The sequence below is a fragment of the Actinomyces sp. ICM39 genome, assembly GCF_000282935.1.
GTDB classification, from domain to species: domain Bacteria; phylum Actinomycetota; class Actinomycetes; order Actinomycetales; family Actinomycetaceae; genus Pauljensenia; species Pauljensenia odontolytica_B.
Genome location: NZ_ALCB01000144.1, coordinates 1 through 21,754 on the forward strand (window position 1 = coordinate 1; position 21,754 = coordinate 21,754).

The window sequence follows — 21,754 nt, forward strand, 5'->3', positions numbered from 1 at the left end:
TGTGGGCCCAGGCCCCGCCACCGCCCACGGGCACCGCAGCCAGGCTCTAGCGGCCCGTGGGCCCTGCACACGTTGTGCTTATGTAGCCGAATGCTTTACGACTGCGAGGTCGATGCACGTGCCGATCAACGCCGCGATCACCGTGGGGAGGATCCAGCCAAGCTGGTTCGCCTGGAGCGGGCTCCACATGAGCACAGGATTGATGTGCTCGGGGTAAACGCCAATGTGCGCCAGCGTCGTCGCAGCCGACCACGCCGCCGCCATCCACGAGCCCAGGCGGAACGTCCACAGCGCCGGGGTGGCTAGGCGCAGCGGGTGAGTCGCGATCGTCAGGAAGACGATGGTGATCGCGATGGGGTAGAGGAACGTGATAATCGGTACCGCGATGGCGAGCACCGAGCTCAGTCCCGCCGAAGCCAGCACGAAGGAGATGATCGTGAAGATGATCATCCATGCGCGGTACGAAATGGCTGGGAGCAGGCGGTGGAAGAACTCAGAGGTCGCTGCGATCAAGCCGACCGCCGTCGTCATGCAGGCCGTCAGTACGATGAGGCCGAAAACGATCTGTCCGGGCCAGCCCATCGTCATCTGGGCGGCGTCCGCGAGCAGCGTCGCGCCGTCGCTGTAGCTCTGAGCATTTGGGATCACGTGACCGATGAGTCCCAGGCCCACGTAGACGACGGCAAGCAGCGAACCCGCGATAACGGCCGCCGTCGAGGTTCGGCGCACGACCTTCGCCCCGATGCCACCCCCGGTGTGTCCGAGCGACGTGACAACGATGATGCCGAATGCCAGAGCCGCGATCGAGTCCATCGTCATGTAGCCCTCGAGTAGGCCCGCCGCCAGGGGTGTGGCAGCGTACTCGCCGGTCGGAGCGTCATGCGAAGCCGGCAGCGACGCCAGGCACAGGAAGACGAGGAGGACGAGAAGCCCGAGCAGGATCGGGGTGAGGATCTTGCCGAGGTTGTCGATGATTGTGCCGGGATTCCAGCACAGATAGAACGCGATGCCGAAGAAGATGAAGCTGAAGATGATCGACGCGGTCAGCGACTTCGTGCCGATGACCGGGGCGACGGCGGTCGAGAAGGATACTGCGCCCGTACGCGGGAGCGCGTAGAAGGCACCGATCGACAGGTACACCATGATGGAAAAGACGATCCCGAAGGGTTTGCCGGCGCGGCTCACGAGGTCGCGCATGTCGGTGCCCGACAGTGCGATCGTAATGATGGAGATGACGGGCAGTGCGACGCCGCCGATGAGGAAGCCGATCATCGCGGGAGCGAAGTTCGTTCCTGCGGATGCGCCCATGATCGGCGGGAAAATCAGGTTACCTGCGCCGAAGAACATGGAGAAGAGCGTCAGGGAGGTCGCGATGAGGACGGCGGTGCTGCTCGAGCGTCCAGTGGAATCGTCATTGACTGTCTGCGTCACTGCTACTCACTTGATGGTGTGGGTTCTATAACAGCCCCAATTCTTGCACGACGACCACGTAAGGCAACAATTGGCGGGCTACCCTGTGGGTGTGAACACGACTCTGAGCTGCGGGGCTTGCACGGCGACCCTCATTCGTCCGATTCGCGCGCCACGTACACAGGGGCCGCGCCGAATTGTTGCGGTCAGCGGAGGCATCGGCTCCGGTAAGTCCTCGGTGACACGCGTGTTTGCGTCGCTGGGAGCCGTGACCGCGGATGCCGATGCGATTGCGCGGCAAATCCTCGAACCGGGCGAATCCACGCTCAGCGAGGTCGCGCGTGCCTTCGGAGGCGACCTGTTGAAGGAAGACGGGAGCCTGGACCGGGCACTCCTGGCCTCCCGGGTTTTCGGAGGCGAAGGAGCTGACGAACGCGTCGCTCGGCTCAATGCCATCACCCACCCCGTCATTGAGGCGCGCGCGTGGTCGATCCTGCGTGGCGCCCCGGAGGGGAGCCTCGCAGTCTACGACATTCCGCTTCTTATCGAAGGGGACCACGTGGATCGCTTCGACGCGGTCGTCATCGTGGACGCAGCCATCGAGGAACGCGTCAAGCGTCTCGAGGGCAGGGGAGTGGCGCCCGAGGATGCGCGTGCACGTATCCGCGCCCAGGCCTCGTCGCAGGAGCGTCGAGCCATCGCCACGATCTGGATCGAGAACGAGGGGAGTGCCGACGACCTCGAGGAAGTCGCGCGCCTTGTCTATGAGCGTTGGCTGACCCCGGACGCTCCCAGCACTGATTGACGAGGCCGGGGCGACCACGCTCGTCGCGAACCCGTGCGCCTTGTGCGCGCAGCTCGAGTGCCTGGGCGGTAGCGTAGGAGCGTGAGCAATAACGTCGTGACCCGCCAGAACAAGCCTTTCGAGGTCATCTCTCCCTACACGCCGTCGGGCGACCAGCCTAAGGCCATCCGGGAGCTGGCTGCGCGCATCCGCGACGGCGAACAGGACGTAGTCCTCATGGGTGCGACGGGCACGGGTAAGAGCGCCACCACGGCATGGCTGATCGAGGAGCTGCAGCGTCCCGCTCTGGTTCTCGAGCCGAACAAGACGCTCGCCGCCCAGCTCGCGGCCGAGTTCCGCGAGCTGCTCCCAAACAACGCCGTCGAGTACTTCGTGTCGTACTACGACTACTACCAGCCCGAGGCCTACGTCCCCCAGACGGACACCTTCATCGAGAAGGACTCCTCGATCAACGACGAGGTCGAGCGGCTGCGCCACAGCGCTACGAACTCGCTGCTCACGAGGCGCGACACGGTCGTCGTCTCCTCGGTGTCCTGCATCTACGGCCTCGGCACGCCCGAGGAGTATGTGGCTCGAATGATCGAGCTTGAGCGGGGCATGATCATCGACCGCGATGCGCTGCTGCGCCGCTTCGTCGCGATGCAGTACGTCCGCAACGATATGGCGTTTACGCGCGGCACCTTCCGCGTCCGCGGCGACACGATCGAGATCATCCCCGTGTACGAGGAGCTCGCGATCCGCATCGAGATGTTCGGTGACGAGATCGAGTCTCTTGCGGTTCTGCACCCGCTCACCGGCGACGTCATCGACCACGTGGATCACACGTACCTATTCCCGGCCTCGCACTATGTGGCGGGCGAGGAGCGCATGAAGAAGGCGATTGCCTCCATCGAGGACGAGCTCGACGATCGCCTCGCGTGGTTCCGTGGCCAGAATAAGCTGCTCGAGGAGCAGCGCCTGCGCATGCGCACCACTTTTGACCTCGAAATGCTCAAGGAAATCGGTTCGTGCTCGGGCGTCGAGAACTATTCGCGCCACATCGACGGGCGCGGACCCGGCACGCCCCCGCACACGCTGCTGGACTACTTTCCCGACGACTTCCTGCTCATCATCGACGAGTCACACGTGACCGTCCCCCAGATCGGCGCGATGTTCGAGGGAGACATGTCGCGTAAGCGCACCCTCGTCGATTACGGGTTCCGCCTGCCCTCCGCGATGGACAACCGTCCGCTCAAGTGGGACGAGTTCACCCAGCGCATCGGCCAGACCGTCTACCTCTCGGCCACCCCCGGCCCCTACGAACTCGAACGCTCCGATGGTGTCGTCGAGCAGATCATTCGCCCGACGGGACTCGTCGACCCGCTCGTTGTCGTCAAGCCCACCGAGGGCCAGATCGATGATCTTCTCGAGCAGGTGCGCGTTCGCGTCGAACGCGACGAGCGTGTCCTCGTTACCACCTTGACGAAGAAGATGGCCGAGGAACTCACGACCTACCTGGCCGAGCGCGGCGTCAAGGTCGAGTACCTGCACTCCGACGTCGATACCCTGCGCCGCGTTGAGCTACTGCGCGAGCTGCGCCTGGGCACCTTCGACGTTCTCGTCGGCATTAACCTGCTGCGTGAGGGCCTGGACTTGCCCGAGGTCTCCCTCGTGTCGATCCTCGACGCGGACAAGGAAGGCTTCCTGCGCTCCACCCGCTCGCTCATCCAGACGATCGGCCGTGCCGCACGAAACGTGTCCGGTGAGGTCCACATGTACGCGGACAACATGACGGATTCGATGAACGAGGCCATCTCCGAGACGATGCGTCGTCGCGAGATCCAGATCGCCTACAACAAGGAACACGGCATCGACCCGCAGCCGCTGCGCAAGAAGATCTCCGACGTCACCGACATGCTCGCCCGCGAGCAGGTCGATACGCGCACCCTCCTCGAGGGCGGGTACCGCAAGGAGAAGAGCGCACGCGAACGGATGAGTGCTGCCGTAGGTGGCCCGACTGCGACTCCGGGGCAGCGCGCCGAGGCCGAGCTGGCCGAACTGATCGAAGAGCTGTCTGCCCAGATGATGACCGCTGCGCAGCACCTCCAGTTCGAGGTCGCGGCTCGTCTGCGCGACGAGATCGAAGACCTGAAGAAGGAACTGCGTGCCATGAAGCGCGCCCACTGACCTCGGCCGCGCCCCGGTTGCCTGTGAGCGTGGGGTGGCCTCTGCCTCGTCAAAAGGTGCCCGGAGAGAATCGCGACCGACGCCACGTCGCACGTAGGGACGCGACTCAACGGGTACCCACTAGGATGGAAGCGTTAGCGGAGGGGAGTACTCCCACCAACAGTGGCGTCGTCATCACGACGGCCCGCCCACGCGGCGCGGCCTCCGGCGTCACCGGCCAGGAGTTCCTGGCGGGAGGAGACCTCCGGTACCCGACTCGTACCGGAGGCCACACGTATGCACGTGCACGCCCTTGCCTGGATCGTCCTGGCTGGCATCATCCTGACCATGATCGTCGTCGACATCGTCGGCCACGTCCGCACACCCCACGAACCCACTCTCAAGGAAGCCACTTGGTGGTCGGTCGCCTACATCGCGATTGCCCTCATCTTCGGTGCCATCGTGTGGGCGGTCTGGGGGCCGCAGTATGGCCAGGAATACCTCGGCGGCTACATCACCGAAAAAGCGTTGAGTATTGACAACCTCTTCGTGTTTGTCATCATTCTGTCGACGTTCCGCGTGCCGCGTAAGAACCAGCAGGAGGTCCTGCTGGCCGGCATCATCATTGCCCTCGTTCTACGCCTGATCTTCATCCTCGCGGGCGCCGCCCTCATCGAGAACTTCTCGTGGGTCTTCTACATCTTCGGCGCGTGGCTCCTGTGGACTGCTATCAGCCAGGTGCGCGAGGGCTCCAGCGACGACGATGACGAGGAATACCGCCCGCCGTCGATTGTTCGCTGGGTGTCGAAGGTCGTGCCGGTGACCGATGGCTTTATCGGATCGCGCATGCTCTACCGCCACGGCGGCCGCACCTACATCACGCCGATGCTGCTGTGCGTTATCGCGATCGGTACCGCCGACGTCATGTTCGCCGTCGATTCGATCCCCGCGATCTACTCGCTGACCTCCGAGGCCTACCTGGTGTTCGCCGCCAACGCGTTCTCGCTACTCGGCCTGCGCCAGCTGTACTTCCTCATCGATGGCCTACTCGACCGCATCGTCTTCCTGCACTACGGCCTCGCAGCGATTCTTGGCTTTATCGGCTTCAAGCTCATCAACCACGCCCTCCACACCAACGAGCTGCCCTTTATTAACGGGGGCCACGAGGTGTCCGTGATCCCCGAGCCGTCGATCGCGTTTTCGCTGGGCTTCATCGTCGTGACGATCCTGATCACGGTCGTTGCTTCTCTAGCGGTTTCCAGCAAACGGCGCGCGTGACAGGAGCCGGCCGTGGGAGAGCGATAAAATACCATGGTCGGATAGTTAAGAGGTATTCATGGTTGTTCACCCGTGGGCGTGGGGCATTCTCGCTCTCGTAGCCATCGGTTTGGTGGTGCTTGATTTCCTCGGGCACGCCCGTAACCCGCACCCGCCGACGGCTGCCGAAGCAGCTCGCTGGACGTTGTTCTACGTCGGCCTCGCCGGCGTCTTCGGCGTCGGTATCTGGCTCACCAACGGGTGGCTGTACGCCCAAGAGTTCTATGCGGGCTGGGCGATGGAGTGGTCGCTGTCGGTCGACAACCTCTTCGTTTTCATCCTGATCCTCAAGGCTTTCCGGGTCCCGCGCGAGAATCAGCAAAAGGCCCTCCTCTTCGGAATCGTCATCGCGCTGCTCCTGCGCCTCGTCTTCATTCTGCTCGGTGCGGCGCTGGTGGCGCGCTTCTCCTGGGTTTTCTTCCTCTTCGGTGTGTGGCTGCTGTGGACGGCGTTTAATCAGATCAAGGAGACCGTGACCGGCGGGGGAGACGATGAGGAGTACGAAGAGAATGCGTTCATTCGCGTCGTGCGCCGCGTCCTGCCGATTACCGACGGCTTCATTGGCAGCCGAATGCTCTACCGCCACGGTGGTCGAACCTACCTCACCCCACTGTTTGTCGTCGTGCTGGCTCTGGGCTCAGCCGACCTCATGTTTGCCTTTGATTCGATCCCCGCAATCTTCGGCATCACGTCGCAGCCTTTCCTCGTGTTTGCGTGCAACGTATTCGCACTCATGGGTTTGCGCCAGCTCTTCTTCCTTGTGGACGCGCTGCTCGGCAAGCTCGTCTACCTGGGCTACGGCCTTGGCGTCATCCTGAGCTTTATCGGAATCAAGCTGATTCTCGAGGCCCTGCACGCCAACACGCTACCGTTCATCAACGGGGGCCACGGCTTCGAGTGGGCACCGGAGATTTCCGTGTCGGTGTCGCTTGGAGTCATTGTCGTCACCCTGGCCGTTACTGTTATCGCGTCGCTCATCCGCAGCGCGATGGATGAGGAGGGCGCCGGTGAGCGCTGAGAGCCTGACTATCGATGAGCACGGACTGAGCGCCTCCGAGGTTGCGGAGCGCATGGCGCGCGGCGCCGTGAACCGGGTGAAGGATCGTACGTCTCGCTCGGTGGCGTCGATTATTCGTGAGAACGTCCTGACGCTGTTCAACGCGATCATCGTTGCGGCGTCGGTCATCGTTCTGCTTTTCGGCGACCTGCGTGACGGCATTTTCGGTGGCGTCATGATCATTAACGCGGTGATCGGCATCGTGTCCGAGCTGCGTGCTAAGCGCACGCTTGACTCCCTCGCGATCGTCGACGCCCCGCAGGCAACCGTCCTGCGTGACGGAGCGCTGTCGGTCGTGCCCGCACGTGACGTCGTCCTCGATGATGTCATTGATCTGACGCTCGGCGATCAGGTGAGCGTCGACGGCACGGTTCTGTCCTCGGCGGGCCTGGAGATCGACGAGTCACTGCTGACCGGCGAGTCACGCCCCGTGAAGAAGAAGCAGGGCGATCAGTTGCTGGCGGGCACGAGCGTCGTCGCTGGGTCGGGCCGCATGGTCGCTACTGCTGTCGGCGAGCGCGTATACGCACAGGGCTTGTCCGAGCAGGCGCGCGCCTTCACGCGCACGGTGTCCGAAATTCAGATGTCGATCAACCGCGTGCTGCAGGTTGTCTCCGTCATGCTGCTGCCCATCGTCATCCTGACGTTCTACTCGCAGAACCGCATCGCAGGCGGTCACGGGGGAGACTGGCGCGAGGCCCTCGTTCTCTCGGTCGCATCCGTGATCGGCATGATCCCGCAGGGCCTGGTGCTCCTGACGTCGATGAACTTCGCGATCGGGTCAGCGACGCTGGCACGCCGCGGTGTGCTCGTCCAGGAGCTGCCCGCCGTCGAGGTACTCGCGCGCGTGGATTGCCTGTGCCTCGACAAGACGGGCACGCTCACCACCGGCGGCATCCGGGTGCGCGGCGTCGAGGTCATTTCGGGAGACGAGGCCGTGGTGCTTCGTGCTCTCGCGAGCGCCTCGAGCGACCGCACCAATGCCACTGCCGAGGCGATCTGGCAGCACCTGGGAGAAGCCGAACAGGCCGGGGCTGTCGAGCGCATCGAGTGGGCGGTACCCTTCTCCTCGGCCCGCAAGTGGAGCGCGTGGGGGACTGAGAGCGACTCCTGGATTCTGGGCGCACCCGAATTCGTCATCGACGAGGCGCTGGCTGAGAACGCCGATCTCCTCGCCAAGGTGGGTGCCGCCGCCAAGGACGGTTCGCGCGTCGTTGCTCTCGTTCACGCCGACGGGATCGTGGTTGATGATGAGCTTCCCGCAGGCCGTAGTGTTGCAGCCCTCGTGGTCCTCGAGGAGGATCTGCGCCCCGATGCGGCGGAGACTCTCGACTACTTCCGCTCGCAGGACGTGCACGTGCGCGTTATCTCGGGCGACAACCCGACGACGGTCGGCGCGCTCGCCGCGCAGGCGGGCCTGACCGCTCCCGACGGCTCGCCCGCACGCCTGATGGATGCACGAGACCTGCCCGAGGACCTGACCTCCGAGGCGTTTATCGACGCGATTGAGAATCACGACGTGTTTGGGCGCGTGACACCCGAGCAGAAGCGCGCGATGGTCGGAGCACTGCAGGCGCGGGAGCACTGCGTCGCCATGACCGGTGACGGCGTCAACGATGCGCTCGCGCTCAAGGACGCCGATCTGGGAATCGCGATGGGCAACGGCACGCAGGCCACGAAGGCGGTCGCGCAGATTGTTCTCGTAGATTCGAAGTTCTCGGTGCTTCCGGGTGTCCTGTCGGAGGGCCGACGCATCATCGCCAACATGGAGCGCGTGTCCTCGCTGTTCCTGGCGAAGACCACCTACGCGGCCGTCCTCGTCATCGTGACGGCCCTGGTCGGCTGGCGTTATCCGTTCCTGCCGCGGCAGTTCAGCTACATCGACTCGCTGACCATCGGCATTCCCGCGTTCTTCCTGGCCCTGTGGCCGAACCCGCGCCGCTACGTGCCCGGATTCCTGGGGCGCACGCTGTCGCTCGCGATGCCCACCGGCATCATCCTCGCAGCGGCCGCTCTCACCGCCTTTGGCATCGTCGATGGTCCCCCGCAGGCGCGCGAGTCCACCGCTGCGATTCTCTCCCTCATGCTGGGGGCAATCTGGCTGCTCGTTATCACCTCGCGGCCGCTATCGACGTGGAAGTGGGTGCTCCTGGTCAGCGTCATCTCGGCGACCGTGGGTGGCGTCCTGCTGCCGCCGGTGCGTCATTTCTTCTCGATGGTCGCGCCGAGTGGATACGAGTGGCTCGTGATCCTGTGCGTTGGAGCGTGCGCCGCTGTCCTCATCGAGATCGCGCAGCGAATCTTCTACGCGCGCCAATTCGCCCGGTCCCTGGAGGGCTGATCTCTCCGGATATGAGGCGAGGCCGGAGTTGGGTGAATCACCCGGCCCCGGCCTCGTTTGTTTGCTGCGATCAGAAGGCCCGAATGACGGGGTTCCACTCGCGGATGAGGCGTGCCTGGATGACCTCTGCGACGTAGAAGGGATCCTCGTTCAGGATGCGCTCGACGTCGGCCTGGCTCTCGGCGTTGATGAGGATCAGGGCGCCGGGGATCTCACCAACGAGGGGACCGGACGCAACGTTGATTCCCTGCTCGAGCAGGCCGGACAGGAACGCGCGGTGCGTCGGGCGAACCTCGTCCATCGTCTCGGTCATCGAAGGGTTGTAAACGTATTCGACTGCATAGTAGGTCATACCCCTAAGAGTAGCTTTCATCGGCGCATTTTCATAGGGGGACGGCTAGGATCGAGGGGTGCATGACAAGCTAATCATCCAGGGTGCCCGCGAACACAACCTGAAGGATGTGAGCCTCGAGCTGCCCCGGGACTCCATGATCGTATTCACCGGCCTGTCCGGATCCGGTAAGTCGTCCCTCGCCTTCGACACGATTTTTGCCGAGGGACAGCGTCGCTACGTGGAGTCACTGTCCTCGTATGCGCGCCAGTTCCTCGGACAGATGGACAAGCCCGACGTGGACTTCATCGAAGGTCTGTCGCCCGCCGTCTCCATCGACCAGAAGTCGACGTCGCGCAACCCGCGCTCGACCGTCGGCACGATCACGGAGATCCACGACTACCTGCGTCTGCTCTACGCCCGCGCGGGTGTGGCGCACTGCCCCGAGTGTGGCGCCCGCATTCAGGCGCAGACTCCTCAGCAGATCGTCGACCGTGTGCGCACGATGGATGAGGGCACGCGCTTCCAGGTGCTGTCCCCGGTCGTGCGTGGCCGTAAGGGCGAGTACCAGGACCTCATCGACGAGCTGCGCTCCGAGGGCTATACCCGAGCGATCATCGACGGCGAGATGGTGCGCCTCGAGAATGCGCCTAAGCTGGAGAAGAAGCTCAAGCACACGATCGAGGTTGTTGTCGACCGCCTCGTCGTGCGTGAGGGCATGCGCCAGCGCCTGACTGACTCGGTCGAAACCGCCCTGCGCCTGTCGGATGGCCTCGTCGTCATCGACTGCGTCGACCTTGATGCCGACGATCCCGAGCGCCGGCGCCGCTTCTCCGAGAAGCGTGCGTGCCCCAACGATCACCCGCTGATGCTCGACGAGATCGAGCCGCGCACCTTCTCCTTCAACGCCCCCTACGGTGCCTGCCCCGACTGCGCGGGCCTCGGCTTCCGCCTCGAGGTCGACCCGGAACTGGTCGTGCCTGACGAGGAGCTCTCCCTGGCCGACGGTGCGGTCATCCCCTGGAACTCCAATTTCAAGTACCACAAGAAGCTCCTCGAATCCCTCTCCAAGGAGTTGGGATTTGCGATGGGAACCCCGTGGAAGTCCCTGCCCAAGAAGGTCAAGGACGCGATCCTGTACGGCAAGGACTACGAGGTCACCGTCAAGTTCCGTAACCGCTGGGGTCGCGAGCGCTCCTACTCAACGGGTTTTGAGGGCGCGGTTAAGTACATCGAGCGCAAGCGTGAGGAAACCGAGTCCGCCGCGGTGTCCGAAAAGCTCGACTCCTACATGCGCGAGATCCCGTGCCCGACGTGCCACGGCGCGCGCCTTAAGCCCGAGGTCCTCGCCGTGCGCATCGGCGACAAGTCGATCGCCGAGCTGTCCGACATGTCGATCGCGGACGCACGCGCATTCCTCGCGGACGTCGAGCTCGAGCAGCGAGCCCGCTCGATTGCCGCGCCCATCCTCACCGAGATCGAGGCCCGCCTGGCCTTCCTCGTCGACGTGGGACTCACCTACCTGACGCTCTCGCGCGCCGCCGGAACCCTCTCTGGTGGCGAGGCGCAGCGCATCCGACTGGCCACGCAGATCGGCTCCGGCCTCGTCGGCGTCCTCTACGTCCTCGACGAGCCTTCGATCGGCCTGCACCAGCGCGATAACCGCAAGCTCATCGCGACGCTCGAGCGCCTGCGCGACCTGGGCAACACCCTCATCGTCGTCGAGCACGACGAGGAGACGATGGAGGCGGCCGACTGGATCGTCGACATTGGTCCGGGCGCCGGTGAGACGGGCGGATGGGTCGTGCACTCGGGCCCGCTCTCGGAGCTGCTGAAGAACCGCAAGTCGCTGACCGGCCAGTACCTGTCGGGTAAGCGTCGCATCGTCCTGCCGCCGACCCGACGCCCGATCGACAAGAAGCGCGTTGTGACCGTCAAGGGCGCGCGCGAAAACAACCTGAAGAACGTCGACGTGTCCTTCCCGCTCGGCGTGCTCACTGCCGTCACCGGCGTGTCCGGCTCCGGCAAGTCGACGCTGGTCAACGGCATCCTGTATCGCACCCTGGCCTCGCGCCTTAACGGCGCACGCATGGTGCCCGGCCGCCACCGCACCATCACGGGTATCGAGCAGCTCGACAAGGTCGTACACGTGGACCAGAGCCCTATTGGCCGGACACCGCGCTCGAACCCGGCGACCTACACCGGCGTGTGGGACCAGATCCGCAAGCTCTTCGCGGAGACGCAGGAGGCGAAGGTGCGCGGCTACGGCCCGGGACGCTTCTCCTTCAACGTCAAGGGCGGACGCTGCGAGTCCTGTAAGGGCGACGGCACCCTGAAGATCGAAATGAACTTCCTGCCCGACGTGTACGTGCCCTGCGAGGTCTGCCACGGTGCCCGCTACAACCGCGAGACCCTCGAGGTTGAGTACAAGGGTAAGACCGTCGCCGACGTGCTCGACATGCCGATCGCCGAGGCCGCACAGTTCTTCGCACCGATCTCGCGCATTGCTCGCCACCTCAACACGCTCGTCGAGGTGGGCCTGGGCTACGTGCGCCTCGGCCAGAGCGCCACGACCCTGTCGGGCGGCGAGGCCCAGCGCGTGAAGCTGGCCTCCGAGCTGCAGCGACGCTCGACCGGCCGCACGGTCTACGTGCTTGACGAGCCCACGACCGGCCTGCACTCCGAAGACATCCGCAAGCTGCTCCTGGTGCTCCAGTCGCTCGCCGACAAGGGCAACACCGTCATCGTCATCGAGCACAACCTGGACGTCATCAAGAGCGCCGACTGGATTATCGACATGGGTCCGGAGGGTGGCGCCGGCGGTGGCACGGTCGTCGCACAGGGCACGCCCGAAGAGGTTGCGAAGGTGGAGGAGTCCTTCACCGGCCAGTACCTCGCCGAGGTCCTGGCGAAGGAAGCCGAGCGAGACGCCGCGAGTTCGCAGAAGTGATGGTTAGTATGGATCTCATGAATCCGATGTACGGCCTCTACGGCTTCTCGTACTTTTGGCCCGCGTGGGTCCACCTGCTGGTGGTTGCCCTCATGGTCGTGGCCGGCTCCCTCACGCTCAAGGCCCTCGCGGCCCGCTCGGCCGGGCGCAGCCGCGTCTACGGACTGGGCTGCGGTTTCGTTGCTGGGCTTGGCAACCTCTCCTTGGCCGTGCTGGCTCAGGCGGAAGCCCGTCACGTCTGGCAACTGGGCACGGTTATCGCGATCTACGCGCTCGTCGCTGTGCTTGTGATCATGTCGCTGTTTATGTTGTGGAGCAGCGACAGTGACGGCTTCCTGTGGTCTCGCGCCTTCCATACGTTCCTGCTTGTCGGTGTCATCGCCTCGGCTGCGCTGGAGATTACCCGGCGCACGCTGATGTGGATTCCGCTTCCGGTCATCGGCGTGGCAGTTCTCCTCGCGCTCTTCGGTGCTTTCGTCGTGGGGCGCAACACCGCCGACTAACCGCGCCTTGGCATACGACTCGGCCCCGGCCTCGTCATTGGAACGAGGCCGGGGCCGCTTCGTCGGATCGGAAACACCGGGCAGGTGGCCGGGTTACTCCTGGTTCTTCGCTGCCTCACCCGATGCGTACAGGGCGTCGACCTCGTCGGCGTAGTCGGCCAGGACGCGGCGGCGCTTGAGCTTGAGGGAGGGCGTCATGTAGCCGTTCTCCACGGTGAAGGCAGCGTTCACGATGCGGTAGCGGCGGATCGACTCGGCGCGCGAGACTGCCTTGTTGGCGCGGGCGATCGCCTTCTCGAGCGAGTCGCGCACCTCCGGCAGGTTCGCGGCCTGCGCAGCATCGACGACGGGCAGGCCGTGGGTGGCCAGCCACTCGGGCAGCATCTCCGTGTCCAGAGCGATGAGCGCGCCGATGTAGGGACGGTTGTCGCCGACCACGATGATGTTCGCGATGAGCGGGTGCGTCGACAGGGACTCTTCGAGGATCTCGGGAGAGACATTCTTGCCGCCCGCGGTGACGATGAGTTCCTTCTTGCGGCCCGTGATGCGCAGGTGGCCGCGATCATCGATGGAGGCGAGGTCGCCGGTCTTGAACCAGCCGTCGACGTAGGCCTCGGCCGTGGCCTCGGGCAGGTTGTGGTAGCCCTTCGACACGGAGATGCCCTGGACGAGCAGCTCGCCGTCGGGAGCGATCTTCATGCGGTTACCGGGCCAGGGGAAGCCCACCGAGTCCGGCGGGAAATCCTGCGGCGTCTCCACGGAGATCGGGCCGGTCGTCTCGGACAGCCCGTAGCCCTGCAGGAGCGTGATGCCCAGGCCGCGATAGAAGTTCGCGAGATCGAGGGCCAGGGGAGCGCCACCCGAGATGATCGTGTGTAGGTTCGGTCCCAGGATCGCGCGGACCTTCGACAGGACGAGCGCATCGGCGACGCGTCCGCGCAGCTTGAGCGCGGTCGACGGGCCGGGGGAAGGCATCGCCGAGGCGTCGGGGACGGGCGTCGTGTCCGGGCCGGGACCAGCGACCGCCGACTCGGGCAGGGGAGAATCCACGTAGGCGCTGGCCTTGGACAGGGCACGCGCCTGCTTGGCGGCCCACGCGAACATACGGCCCTTCATGCCGCCGCCGGCCTTCGCCGCCGCAGCGTTGTAGACCTTTTCCATGACGCGTGGGACAACGAGGAGCATCGTCGGCTTGAATGTCGCAATGTCGTTGACCAGGTTGCGCGTGTCGGGGGAGAACGCGGTGACGCCCTGGCCCGCGAGCAGGCAGTACATGACGAAACGCGCGAGCACGTGGGCGACCGGGAGGAAGAGCAGGGAACGCGACTTCGGGTCGTTAATGAGAAGAGGCAGGAAATCGTAGGCCTGCAGCATCGGCGAGATGAAATTGCCGTGCGTCAGTACGACGCCCTTGGGCATACCGGTCGTGCCTGACGTGTAGATGACCGTCGCCTCGTCGTGAAGCTTCACGGCGTCGGTGCGCTCTCGCACCTGCTCGACGCTCACGCCCTGAGCCGCGCCCGTCAGGACGCGCTCGGCCCCGCGGTCCAGGGAGAGGATATGGCGGACACCGTCTGTGCGCACGGACTCGACCAGCTCGGCCTGCTGCGTGGTGGCCGTGATGACGATGCGCACGTCGGCATCGGCCAGGATGTGCGCGATCTGCGACGCGGAGTCCGTCTCGTAGATCGGCACCGTGATGGCGCCGCAGGACAGCGCGGCCACGTCGATGAGCGCCCACTCGTAGGAGGTGGGTGCCAGGATCGCCAGGTGGTCGCCGGGCTCGAGCCCGATGCCGATGAGGCCACGCGCAATCGAGTCGGCCTCGCCGAGGAAGGTCTCCATCGTGACGGGGCGCCACGCGCCGACGTTGGAACGGCGCTCGATCGCAACCTGCCCGGGATGCGACGCCACGCGCTGGTGGAGCATCTTCGGCAGGTTCATGTCTTCGGTGGCTTCTCGGGTCGCGATTGACTCCCATGAGCCGTCGGCGAGCCTGCGTACCGTCATTGCGGTCCTTTCGTGGGGTGGCGCTGTGCGCCGTGCGTGGTGGGATCAGTTCTTCTTGCCTCGGCCGAAAAGCCCGCGCTTCTTGGGCGCCTCGGCGGAGACGGGGCCGCCATACAGGGCGTCGATCTCGTGGGCGTAGTCGGCGATAACCTTGCGGCGGCGCAGCTTCATCGATGGCGTCACGTAGCCGTTCTCGACGGTGAAGGTGGCATCGATGATACGGAACTTACGGATCGACTCGGCGCGGGAGACGGCCTTGTTCGCGCGCTCGACAGCCTTCTCGAGAGACTCACGAACGGCGGGCAGCTCGGCCGCCTCGGTGGGCGAGCACTGCGGCAGGCCGTGCTGGGCCAGCCAGTCGGGCAGCATGTCGGCGTCGAGGGTGAAGAGCGCGCCGACGTAGGGGCGCTGATCACCGACGACGATGACGTTCGCGATGAGCGGGTGCGTGGCCAGGGAGTCCTCGAGGACCTCGGGGGACACGTTCTTTCCACCCGCGGTGACGATAAGTTCCTTCTTGCGGCCCGTGATGGTCAGCTGGCCCTTGCGATCGATCGAGCCCAGGTCGCCGGTGTGGAACCACTTGCCGTCGGGCATGACCTCGGCGGTCTGCTCGGGCAGGTGGTAGTAGCCGGGCATGACGGACTGGCCGCGCACCAGGATCTCGCCGTCCTTGGCAAGCTTGATGAAGTTGCCGGGCAGGGGCAGTCCGACGCCGCCGATGGGGTTCTTGCCGATGTGCTGGACGGCGATTGGGCCGGTCGTCTCGGACAGGCCGTAACCCTGGATGAGGGTGATGCCCATGCCGGCGTAGAAGTGCGCGAGGTCGGTGGCCAGGGGCGCGCCGCCGGAGACGATGTAGCGCAGGTTGGGGCCCAGGACCGAGCGGATCTTCTTGAGGACGAGCGCGTCGGCGATGCCGTGGCGCATCTTTTTGAACAGGCCGGGGCCGAAGGTCTTCTCGGAAGCCACGGAGAAGGTGCGCGCCTGCTTGGCGCTCCACGCGAACATGCGGCCCTTGATGCCGCCGCCCGCCTTGGAGGAGGCCGCGTTGTAGACCTTCTCGAGCACGCGGGGCACGACGAGGAGCACGGAAGGCTTGAAGGCCTGGATGTCCGGCAGCAGGTTCTTGATGCTGGGCGAGAAGCCGAGGACGCCCTGGCCCGACAGGATCACGTGCATGACGAGGCGCGCGAGCACGTGGGCGACGGGCAGGAAGAGGAGCAGGCGGGTCTCGGGGGAGTCGATGACGTCACCGAGGACCTGGCGGGCACCCTCCGAGGTGGCCACGAAGTTCGCGTGCGTCAGGGCCACGCCCTTGGGATTTCCGGTCGTTCCTGAGGTGTAGATGATGGTGGCGATATCCGAGGAGGAGATGGCCGCGCGGCGCTGCTCGACGTTTTCGATGGTGATACCGGTGGCGGCACGCGCGATCATGCGCTGGGCGCCGCGATCGAAGGAGTCGACCGCCACGGTGTATTCGGGGGCCACGGAGTGCACGAGCTCGGCCTGCTGGGTGGTGGCCGTGAAGACGCGGGTCACGTGCGCGTCGGTGAGGATGTGCTCGATCTGGGCGGCGGAGTCGGACTCGTAGATCGGGACGGTGATTGCGCCGATGGACAGGAGCGCGAGGTCGAGGAGGAGCCACTCGTACGAGGTCGGGGCGAGGATCGCGACCGCGTCGCCGGGCTGAACGCCGAGGCCGATGAGGCCGCAGGCGGTGTACTCGACCTGGCGCTGGAGCTCAGATGTGCTGAGGGAGCGCGTGGAGCCGACGGAAGAGCGCTGCTCGACCGCCACCTGGTCGGGGTGTAGGAGCGCGCGCTTGGCTAGCATGTCCGGAATGATGTCGTGCTCGCCGACCTTGTAGGTCGGCTTGATCGTGTACGAGCCATCACGCATGCGCTTCATCGTGTCCTCCGGGATGTCGGTTCAAAGACTGAACAACAGGTTCGATGTGAGTCTACTGGTTGTGGCGCGGCCCCCGCCCCTTAATCGGGGTGGGGGCCGCTGAGTGACGATTAGATCACAGGTCGTAGTAGAGCTGATATTCGAAAGGATGCGGGTAGGCGCGCATCGGGGCGACCTCGTTGGTCTCCTTGTACTCCAGCCACGTGTCGATGAGGTCCTGTGTGAAGACGTCTCCCTCGGTGAGGAACTCGTGGTCCTCGCGCAGCGCGTCGAGAGCAGCCTCAAGCGAACTGGGCAGCTTCGCGATGTCCTGGTACTCGGCCGGGGGCAGCTCGTAGAGGTCCTTGTCGATCGGCGCGGCCGGCTCGATGCGGCGCTTGATGCCGTCGATGCCCGCCATGAGGCAGGCCGAGAACGCCAGGTAGGGGTTCGCGCTCGGGTCCGGCACGCGGTACTCGACGCGCTTGGCCTTCGGGGACGTGCCTGTCACGGGGATGCGGATGCACGCGGAGCGGTTACGCGCCGAGTACACGAGGTTAATCGGGGCCTCGAAACCGGGGACCAGGCGGCGGAAGGAATTCACCGACGGGTTCGTGAAGGCGAGCAGCGCGGGCGCGTGCTCGAGCAGGCCACCGATGAACCAGCGGGCCGTGTCGGACAGGGAGCCGTAGCCGCGCTCGTCGTAGAACAGGGGCTCGCCGTTCTTCCACAGCGAGATGTGCGTGTGCATGCCCGAGCCGTTGTCGCCGAACAGGGGCTTGGGCATGAAGGTCGCGGAATGGCCGAACTCGAGGGCGGAGTTCTTGATGACGTACTTGAACTTCATCATGTCGTCGGCCGCGGTCTGCAGCGTCGCAAAGCGGTAGTTGATCTCCTGCTGGCCGCCCGAGCCGACCTCGTGGTGGGCGCGCTCGATCGTCAGGCCGACCTCTTCGAGGAGTCGGCTCATCTCGTCGCGTACATCCGCGTACTTGTCGGCGGGGGAGACGGGGAAGTAGCCGCCCTTGATGGGCACCTTGTAGCCCATGTTGCCGCCCTCTTCGACGCGACCGGTGTTCCAGTACGCCTCGGGGGAGTCGACGGAGAAGAAAGTGTTGTGCGGGGTGACCTGGTAGCGGACGTCGTCGAAGAGGTAGAACTCTGCCTCGGCACCGATGAAGCACTCGTCTGCGATGCCGGTCGAGCGCAGGTATGCCTCGGCCTTGGCGGCCACCTGGCGCGGGTCGCGCGAGAAGGGCTCGTCGGTGAAGGGGTCGACGATCGAGAAGTTCACGACCAGGGTCTTGCGATCGCGGAACGGGTCCACGAAGGCGGAGGAGATGTCCGGGATGAGCTTCATGTCGGACTCGTGGATGGCGGTGAATCCGCGCACCGAGGAGCCGTCGAACATGAGGCCGTCCGACAAAGCGGCGTCCAGGAACTCGCTCACGGGGATCGTAAAGTGCTGCTGAACCCCGGGGACGTCGCAGAAGCGCACGTCGACGAGTTCAATGTTCTGCTCGGAGATAAAGTCTGCGACCTCTTGGGTGGAGGTGAACATGAACGTCCTTCTTTGTGGGAGAGCTGTACTCAAAGGTCAAGAATCGGTCAATTCGTGGCCAAGTTCAGTATATGCCCACAGGTGGCGGCTGCGCGTATTGGTTTCATTATTCAAATGTTTCATGACATAGAGCACGCCCAAGGTGGGCGCCGGGCACGCCCAGCCCCAGCCTCGTACCCTGGGAGCGTGGCAGATCCTTCGACGTACCGACCCCGCACGGGAGATATCCCGACCTCGCCGGGCGTCTATCGATTCTCAGACCCGCAGGGCCGCGTCATCTACGTCGGCAAGGCCAAAAACCTGCGCAATCGCCTCACCAACTACTTCCAGGACCTGGCGAACCTGCACCCGCGCACCCAGCAGATGGTGACGACCGCGAGCGCCGTGCAGTGGACCGTCGTGCGTTCCGAGGTTGAGGCCCTGACCCTGGAGTTCACGTGGATTAAGGAATTCAATCCGCGTTTCAACGTCATGTTTAAGGACGACAAGTCCTACCCCTACCTGGCGGTGTCGATGGGGGAGCGCTTTCCCCGCGTGCAGGTGACGCGCGAACGTAAACGCGCCGGGTCACGGTACTTCGGCCCGTACACGCAGGTGTGGGCGATTCGCGAGACGATCGATCAGCTGTTGCGCGTCTTCCCGATGCGCTCGTGTTCGGCGGGCGTGTTTCAGCGTGCGAAGGCGCAGGGCCGTCCGTGCTTGCTCGGGTACATCGACAAGTGCGCGGCCCCGTGCGTGGGTCGCATCTCCATGGAGGAGCATCGAGAGCTCGCGGAGGGGCTGTGCCAGTTCATGGAGGGGCGCACCGGCCCGGTGATCCGGGACCTGGAGGAGCAGATGCACCAGGCCTCGATGGAACTGAACTTTGAGCGTGCGGCGAAGCTGCGCGATGACGTCAAGGCGCTGCGCACGGTGCTGGAGCGCAACGCGGTCGTGCTCGACGACGGGGCGGACGTGGACGTGTTCTCGCTCGTCAGCGATGACTTGGATGCTGCGGTGCATGTTTTCCATGTGCGTGGTGGACGTATCCGAGGCACGCGCGGCTGGGTGATCGAGCGCGTGGACGGTGCGGACGACGCGGAGCTCATGGCTCGCCTCCTCGAGCAGGTGTATTCCTCGGCGTCGCCGAACGAGGCCGGGGCTGGGAAGGCGGCCAAGGTGGCGGCCGTCAGCGTGGACGATGTTGCGCACACGCCGACCTCGGCGATCCCTCGTGAGGTGCTTGTTTCCGTCGAGCCGGAGGAGAAGCAGACCATCGCGCGCTGGCTGGCCGAGATCCGCGGCGCGTCCGTCTCAGTGCACGTTCCCAAGCGCGGCCCGAAGGCCCAGATCATGGACACGGTGACGGAGAACGCCCGACAGGCCCTCGCCCTGCACCGCACGAAGCGCGCGGGAGACATCACGGCGCGCTCGAAGGCACTCGAGCAGCTCGCGGAAAACCTCGACCTGCCGGGTGCACCTCTGCGCATTGAGTGCTACGACGTGTCGCACACGGGCGGCGAGAACCAGGTCGCCTCGATGGTGGTCTTCGAGGACGGTATGCCGCGCAAGGACGCCTACCGCACCTACAACATCCGCGGTGAGGACGGAAACGGCACCCCCGACGACACGAGCGCGATGAATGAGGTTCTGACGCGCCGTTTCTCGCGGCTCCTCGCCGAGGAGGCCGGTGTCGACGGCGAAGACGAGGACGGCGTCGCCTACGCTTCCGGCCCGATCGATGCGACGACGGGACGCCCCAAGCGTTTCTCCTATCGTCCCGACCTGGTTGTCGTGGACGGCGGCCTGCCCCAGGTCAACGCCGCGCGCGCCGCTCTGGACGCGGTGGGCGCGGACGTGCCCGTCGTGGGCCTGGCTAAGCGCCTCGAAGAGGTGTGGATCCCCGGCGATGATTTCCCTCTGATCCTCCCGCGCACGTCGGAGGCTCTGTACCTCCTGCAGTATCTGCGCGACGAGTCCCACCGTTTCGCTATTACGAAGCACCGCAAGCGTCGGTCGAAGGCCCAGCGCCGCTCGGTTCTCGATTCCATCCCAGGGCTTGGACCGACGCGCCAGGCCGCTCTGCTCAAGCATTTCGGCTCTGTGAAGCGGATTCGAGAGGCCACGCCCGAGCAGATTGCCGAGGTCAAGGGCGTGGGACTCGGCCTTGCGCGCACGATCCGCGATAGGCTAGCGGCATCGTCGAGGGAGGACACACCATGACAACGACGCTTCCCGTGCCACTGCCGGCACGCGTACTGCTGCTGGGATCGGGCGAACTCGGTAAGGAAGTCGTGATCGCCCTGCAGCGCTACGGATGCACCGTGAACGCCTGCGACTCCTACGCCAATGCTCCCGCCATGCAGGTGGCGGACGAATCTCGCGTCTTTGACATGAGCGACCCGCAGGCTCTGCGTGAGGTCCTCGATGCCGTGGACGTCGATCTCATCGTCCCCGAGGTCGAAGCCATCGCGACAGACGAGCTGAGCGCCTATGAAGAGCGCGGCGCGCGCGTCGTCCCCAACGCCTTTGCCGTCCAGGCGACGATGGATCGCCAGCGCATCCGTAACCTCGCCGCGTCCCTGCCCGGCGTGCGCACCTCCGCCTTCCGCTTCGCGCGCAGCGAGGCCGAGCTGGCCGCAGCTCTCGACGAGGTCGGTTACCCCGCCTTCGTCAAGCCCACGATGTCCTCCTCCGGGCACGGGCAGTCCCGTGTGACGGGACCCGAGCAAGCCGCCTCCGCCTGGGCGCACGCCGAGGAAGACGCACGCGCCACGACCGGCGTCGTCATTGTCGAAGAGGGCGTTGACTTCGACTACGAAATCACGCTGCTCACCGTGCGCTCGTGGGATGGTGCGTCCGGCAGCGTTATGACGAGCTTTTGCGCGCCGATTGGACACCGCCAGGAGGGCGGCGACTACGTTGAATCCTGGCAGCCCATGGCCATGAGCGAGGCCGCGCTCGAGGGTGCGCGCACGATGGCTAAGGCCGTCACCGACGCCCTGGCCGAAGCCGGAAACGGGCCGTGCCTCGGCATCTTTGGCGTTGAGTTCTTCGTGAAGGGTGACGAGGTCTGGTTCTCTGAGCTCTCGCCTCGCCCCCACGACACCGGCATGGTCACGATGGTGACCCAAGCGCAGTCCGAGTTCGAGCTGCACGCACGCGCCATCCTCGGGCTGCCCGTCTCCACCGCACAGTTCACCCCGGGTGCGTCGGCGGTCATCAAGTCGACGAGCGCCGTCGATGTCCCCGTCTACAACGGCGTCGCTCGCGCCCTCGAATCCGCCGACATCGTGCGTCTCTTCGGCAAGCCTGTGAGCCGCGCCGGCAGGCGCGTCGGCGTTGTCGCCGCCACCGCGAGTACGCCGAAGGAAGCACGGGTTATCGCCAGACGCGCCGCCGCAGGTATCACGATCGACGACGCCTCCGCACCTTCCGCCTAACAGCTCCCATCA

Annotated in this window: 14 protein-coding genes; 9 read left to right on the plus strand and 5 right to left on the minus strand. The window is 65.1% G+C overall.

Translation table 11 applies throughout. The annotated features are described in order from the left end of the window. Window positions 1-78: 78 nt before the first annotated feature. The gene (gene brnQ / locus HMPREF1137_RS09575) at window positions 79-1,431 is read right to left on the minus strand and encodes a branched-chain amino acid transport system II carrier protein (protein ID WP_009054894.1); all 1,353 of its coding nucleotides are present in this window, start codon (window positions 1,429-1,431) and stop codon (window positions 79-81) included. A gap of 91 nt (window positions 1,432-1,522) precedes the next feature. Between brnQ and coaE the strand changes: the two genes are divergently transcribed. The 5 genes from coaE (at window position 1,523) to HMPREF1137_RS09600 (ending at window position 9,075) form a co-directional block, all read left to right on the plus strand. Beyond that, entirely contained in the window at window positions 1,523-2,215 is a 693-nt protein-coding gene (gene coaE / locus HMPREF1137_RS09580; RefSeq protein ID WP_034497716.1) for a dephospho-CoA kinase, read from the plus strand. Between the two features lie 81 nt (window positions 2,216-2,296). Next, entirely contained in the window at window positions 2,297-4,381 is a 2,085-nt protein-coding gene (uvrB, locus tag HMPREF1137_RS09585; protein ID WP_009054890.1) for an excinuclease ABC subunit UvrB, read from the plus strand. Between the two features lie 276 nt (window positions 4,382-4,657). Beyond that, complete coding sequence (locus HMPREF1137_RS09590) at window positions 4,658-5,638, plus strand: TerC family protein (protein ID WP_009054900.1); 981 nt, start codon at window positions 4,658-4,660, stop codon at window positions 5,636-5,638. A gap of 58 nt (window positions 5,639-5,696) precedes the next feature. Beyond that, complete coding sequence (locus HMPREF1137_RS09595) at window positions 5,697-6,695, plus strand: TerC/Alx family metal homeostasis membrane protein (protein WP_009054870.1); 999 nt, start codon at window positions 5,697-5,699, stop codon at window positions 6,693-6,695. Beyond that, window positions 6,685-9,075, plus strand: coding sequence for an HAD-IC family P-type ATPase (locus HMPREF1137_RS09600; RefSeq protein ID WP_009054886.1), 2,391 nt, complete (start codon window positions 6,685-6,687; stop codon window positions 9,073-9,075). Before HMPREF1137_RS09595 ends, HMPREF1137_RS09600 begins: the two co-directional genes overlap by 11 nt. A 70-nt stretch (window positions 9,076-9,145) precedes the next feature. On the opposite strand, the gene HMPREF1137_RS09605 is transcribed toward HMPREF1137_RS09600, so the two are convergent. Further along, a complete protein-coding gene (locus HMPREF1137_RS09605; RefSeq protein ID WP_034497710.1) occupies window positions 9,146-9,427 on the minus strand; it encodes a YciI family protein in 282 nt (93 codons plus the stop codon). A 58-nt stretch (window positions 9,428-9,485) separates the two neighbouring features. Here HMPREF1137_RS09605 and uvrA point away from each other — a divergent pair, with 58 nt between their 5' ends. Both uvrA and HMPREF1137_RS09615 read left to right on the plus strand, forming a co-directional pair. Next, window positions 9,486-12,356 carry an excinuclease ABC subunit UvrA gene (uvrA, locus tag HMPREF1137_RS09610; protein ID WP_009054896.1) on the plus strand — a complete coding sequence of 957 codons (2,871 nt, stop codon included), beginning with the start codon at window positions 9,486-9,488 and terminating at the stop codon, window positions 12,354-12,356. Between the two features lie 8 nt (window positions 12,357-12,364). Further along, entirely contained in the window at window positions 12,365-12,859 is a 495-nt protein-coding gene (locus HMPREF1137_RS09615) for a hypothetical protein (RefSeq protein ID WP_009054888.1), read from the plus strand. 93 nt (window positions 12,860-12,952) lie between these two features. On the opposite strand, the gene HMPREF1137_RS09620 is transcribed toward HMPREF1137_RS09615, so the two are convergent. The 3 genes from HMPREF1137_RS09620 to glnA form a co-directional block, all read right to left on the minus strand. Beyond that, a complete protein-coding gene (locus tag HMPREF1137_RS09620; protein ID WP_009054905.1) occupies window positions 12,953-14,869 on the minus strand; it encodes an AMP-dependent synthetase/ligase in 1,917 nt (638 codons plus the stop codon). Window positions 14,870-14,914: 45 nt separating this feature from the next. Continuing rightward, window positions 14,915-16,780: an AMP-dependent synthetase/ligase gene (locus tag HMPREF1137_RS09625; protein WP_009054874.1), complete on the minus strand. Its 1,866-nt coding sequence runs from the start codon at window positions 16,778-16,780 to the stop codon at window positions 14,915-14,917. 115 nt (window positions 16,781-16,895) lie between these two features. Beyond that, entirely contained in the window at window positions 16,896-18,320 is a 1,425-nt protein-coding gene (glnA, locus tag HMPREF1137_RS09630; RefSeq protein ID WP_009054872.1) for a type I glutamate--ammonia ligase, read from the minus strand. Between the two features lie 186 nt (window positions 18,321-18,506). Between glnA and uvrC the strand changes: the two genes are divergently transcribed. Further along, complete coding sequence (gene uvrC / locus HMPREF1137_RS09635; RefSeq protein WP_009054906.1) at window positions 18,507-20,522, plus strand: excinuclease ABC subunit UvrC; 2,016 nt, start codon at window positions 18,507-18,509, stop codon at window positions 20,520-20,522. Beyond that, the gene (purT, locus tag HMPREF1137_RS09640) at window positions 20,519-21,742 is read left to right on the plus strand and encodes a formate-dependent phosphoribosylglycinamide formyltransferase (protein ID WP_009054884.1); all 1,224 of its coding nucleotides are present in this window, start codon (window positions 20,519-20,521) and stop codon (window positions 21,740-21,742) included. The genes uvrC and purT overlap by 4 nt, the downstream gene beginning before the upstream one ends. Window positions 21,743-21,754 lie beyond the last annotated feature (12 nt).

Bases quoted from the DNA above. Each gene is read 5' to 3' on its own strand.
- HMPREF1137_RS09625 (WP_009054874.1), bottom strand. From the start codon at position 16,780: ATGAAGCGCATGCGTGATGGCTCGTACACGATCAAGCCGACCTACAAG.
- HMPREF1137_RS09605 (WP_034497710.1), bottom strand. From the start codon at position 9,427: ATGACCTACTATGCAGTCGAATACGTTTACAACCCTTCGATGACCGAG.
- purT (WP_009054884.1), top strand. From the start codon at position 20,519: ATGACAACGACGCTTCCCGTGCCACTGCCGGCACGCGTACTGCTGCTG.
- HMPREF1137_RS09620 (WP_009054905.1), bottom strand. From the start codon at position 14,869: ATGACGGTACGCAGGCTCGCCGACGGCTCATGGGAGTCAATCGCGACC.
- glnA (WP_009054872.1), bottom strand. From the start codon at position 18,320: ATGTTCACCTCCACCCAAGAGGTCGCAGACTTTATCTCCGAGCAGAAC.
- HMPREF1137_RS09595 (WP_009054870.1), top strand. From the start codon at position 5,697: ATGGTTGTTCACCCGTGGGCGTGGGGCATTCTCGCTCTCGTAGCCATC.
- HMPREF1137_RS09590 (WP_009054900.1), top strand. From the start codon at position 4,658: ATGCACGTGCACGCCCTTGCCTGGATCGTCCTGGCTGGCATCATCCTG.
- HMPREF1137_RS09615 (WP_009054888.1), top strand. From the start codon at position 12,365: ATGGATCTCATGAATCCGATGTACGGCCTCTACGGCTTCTCGTACTTT.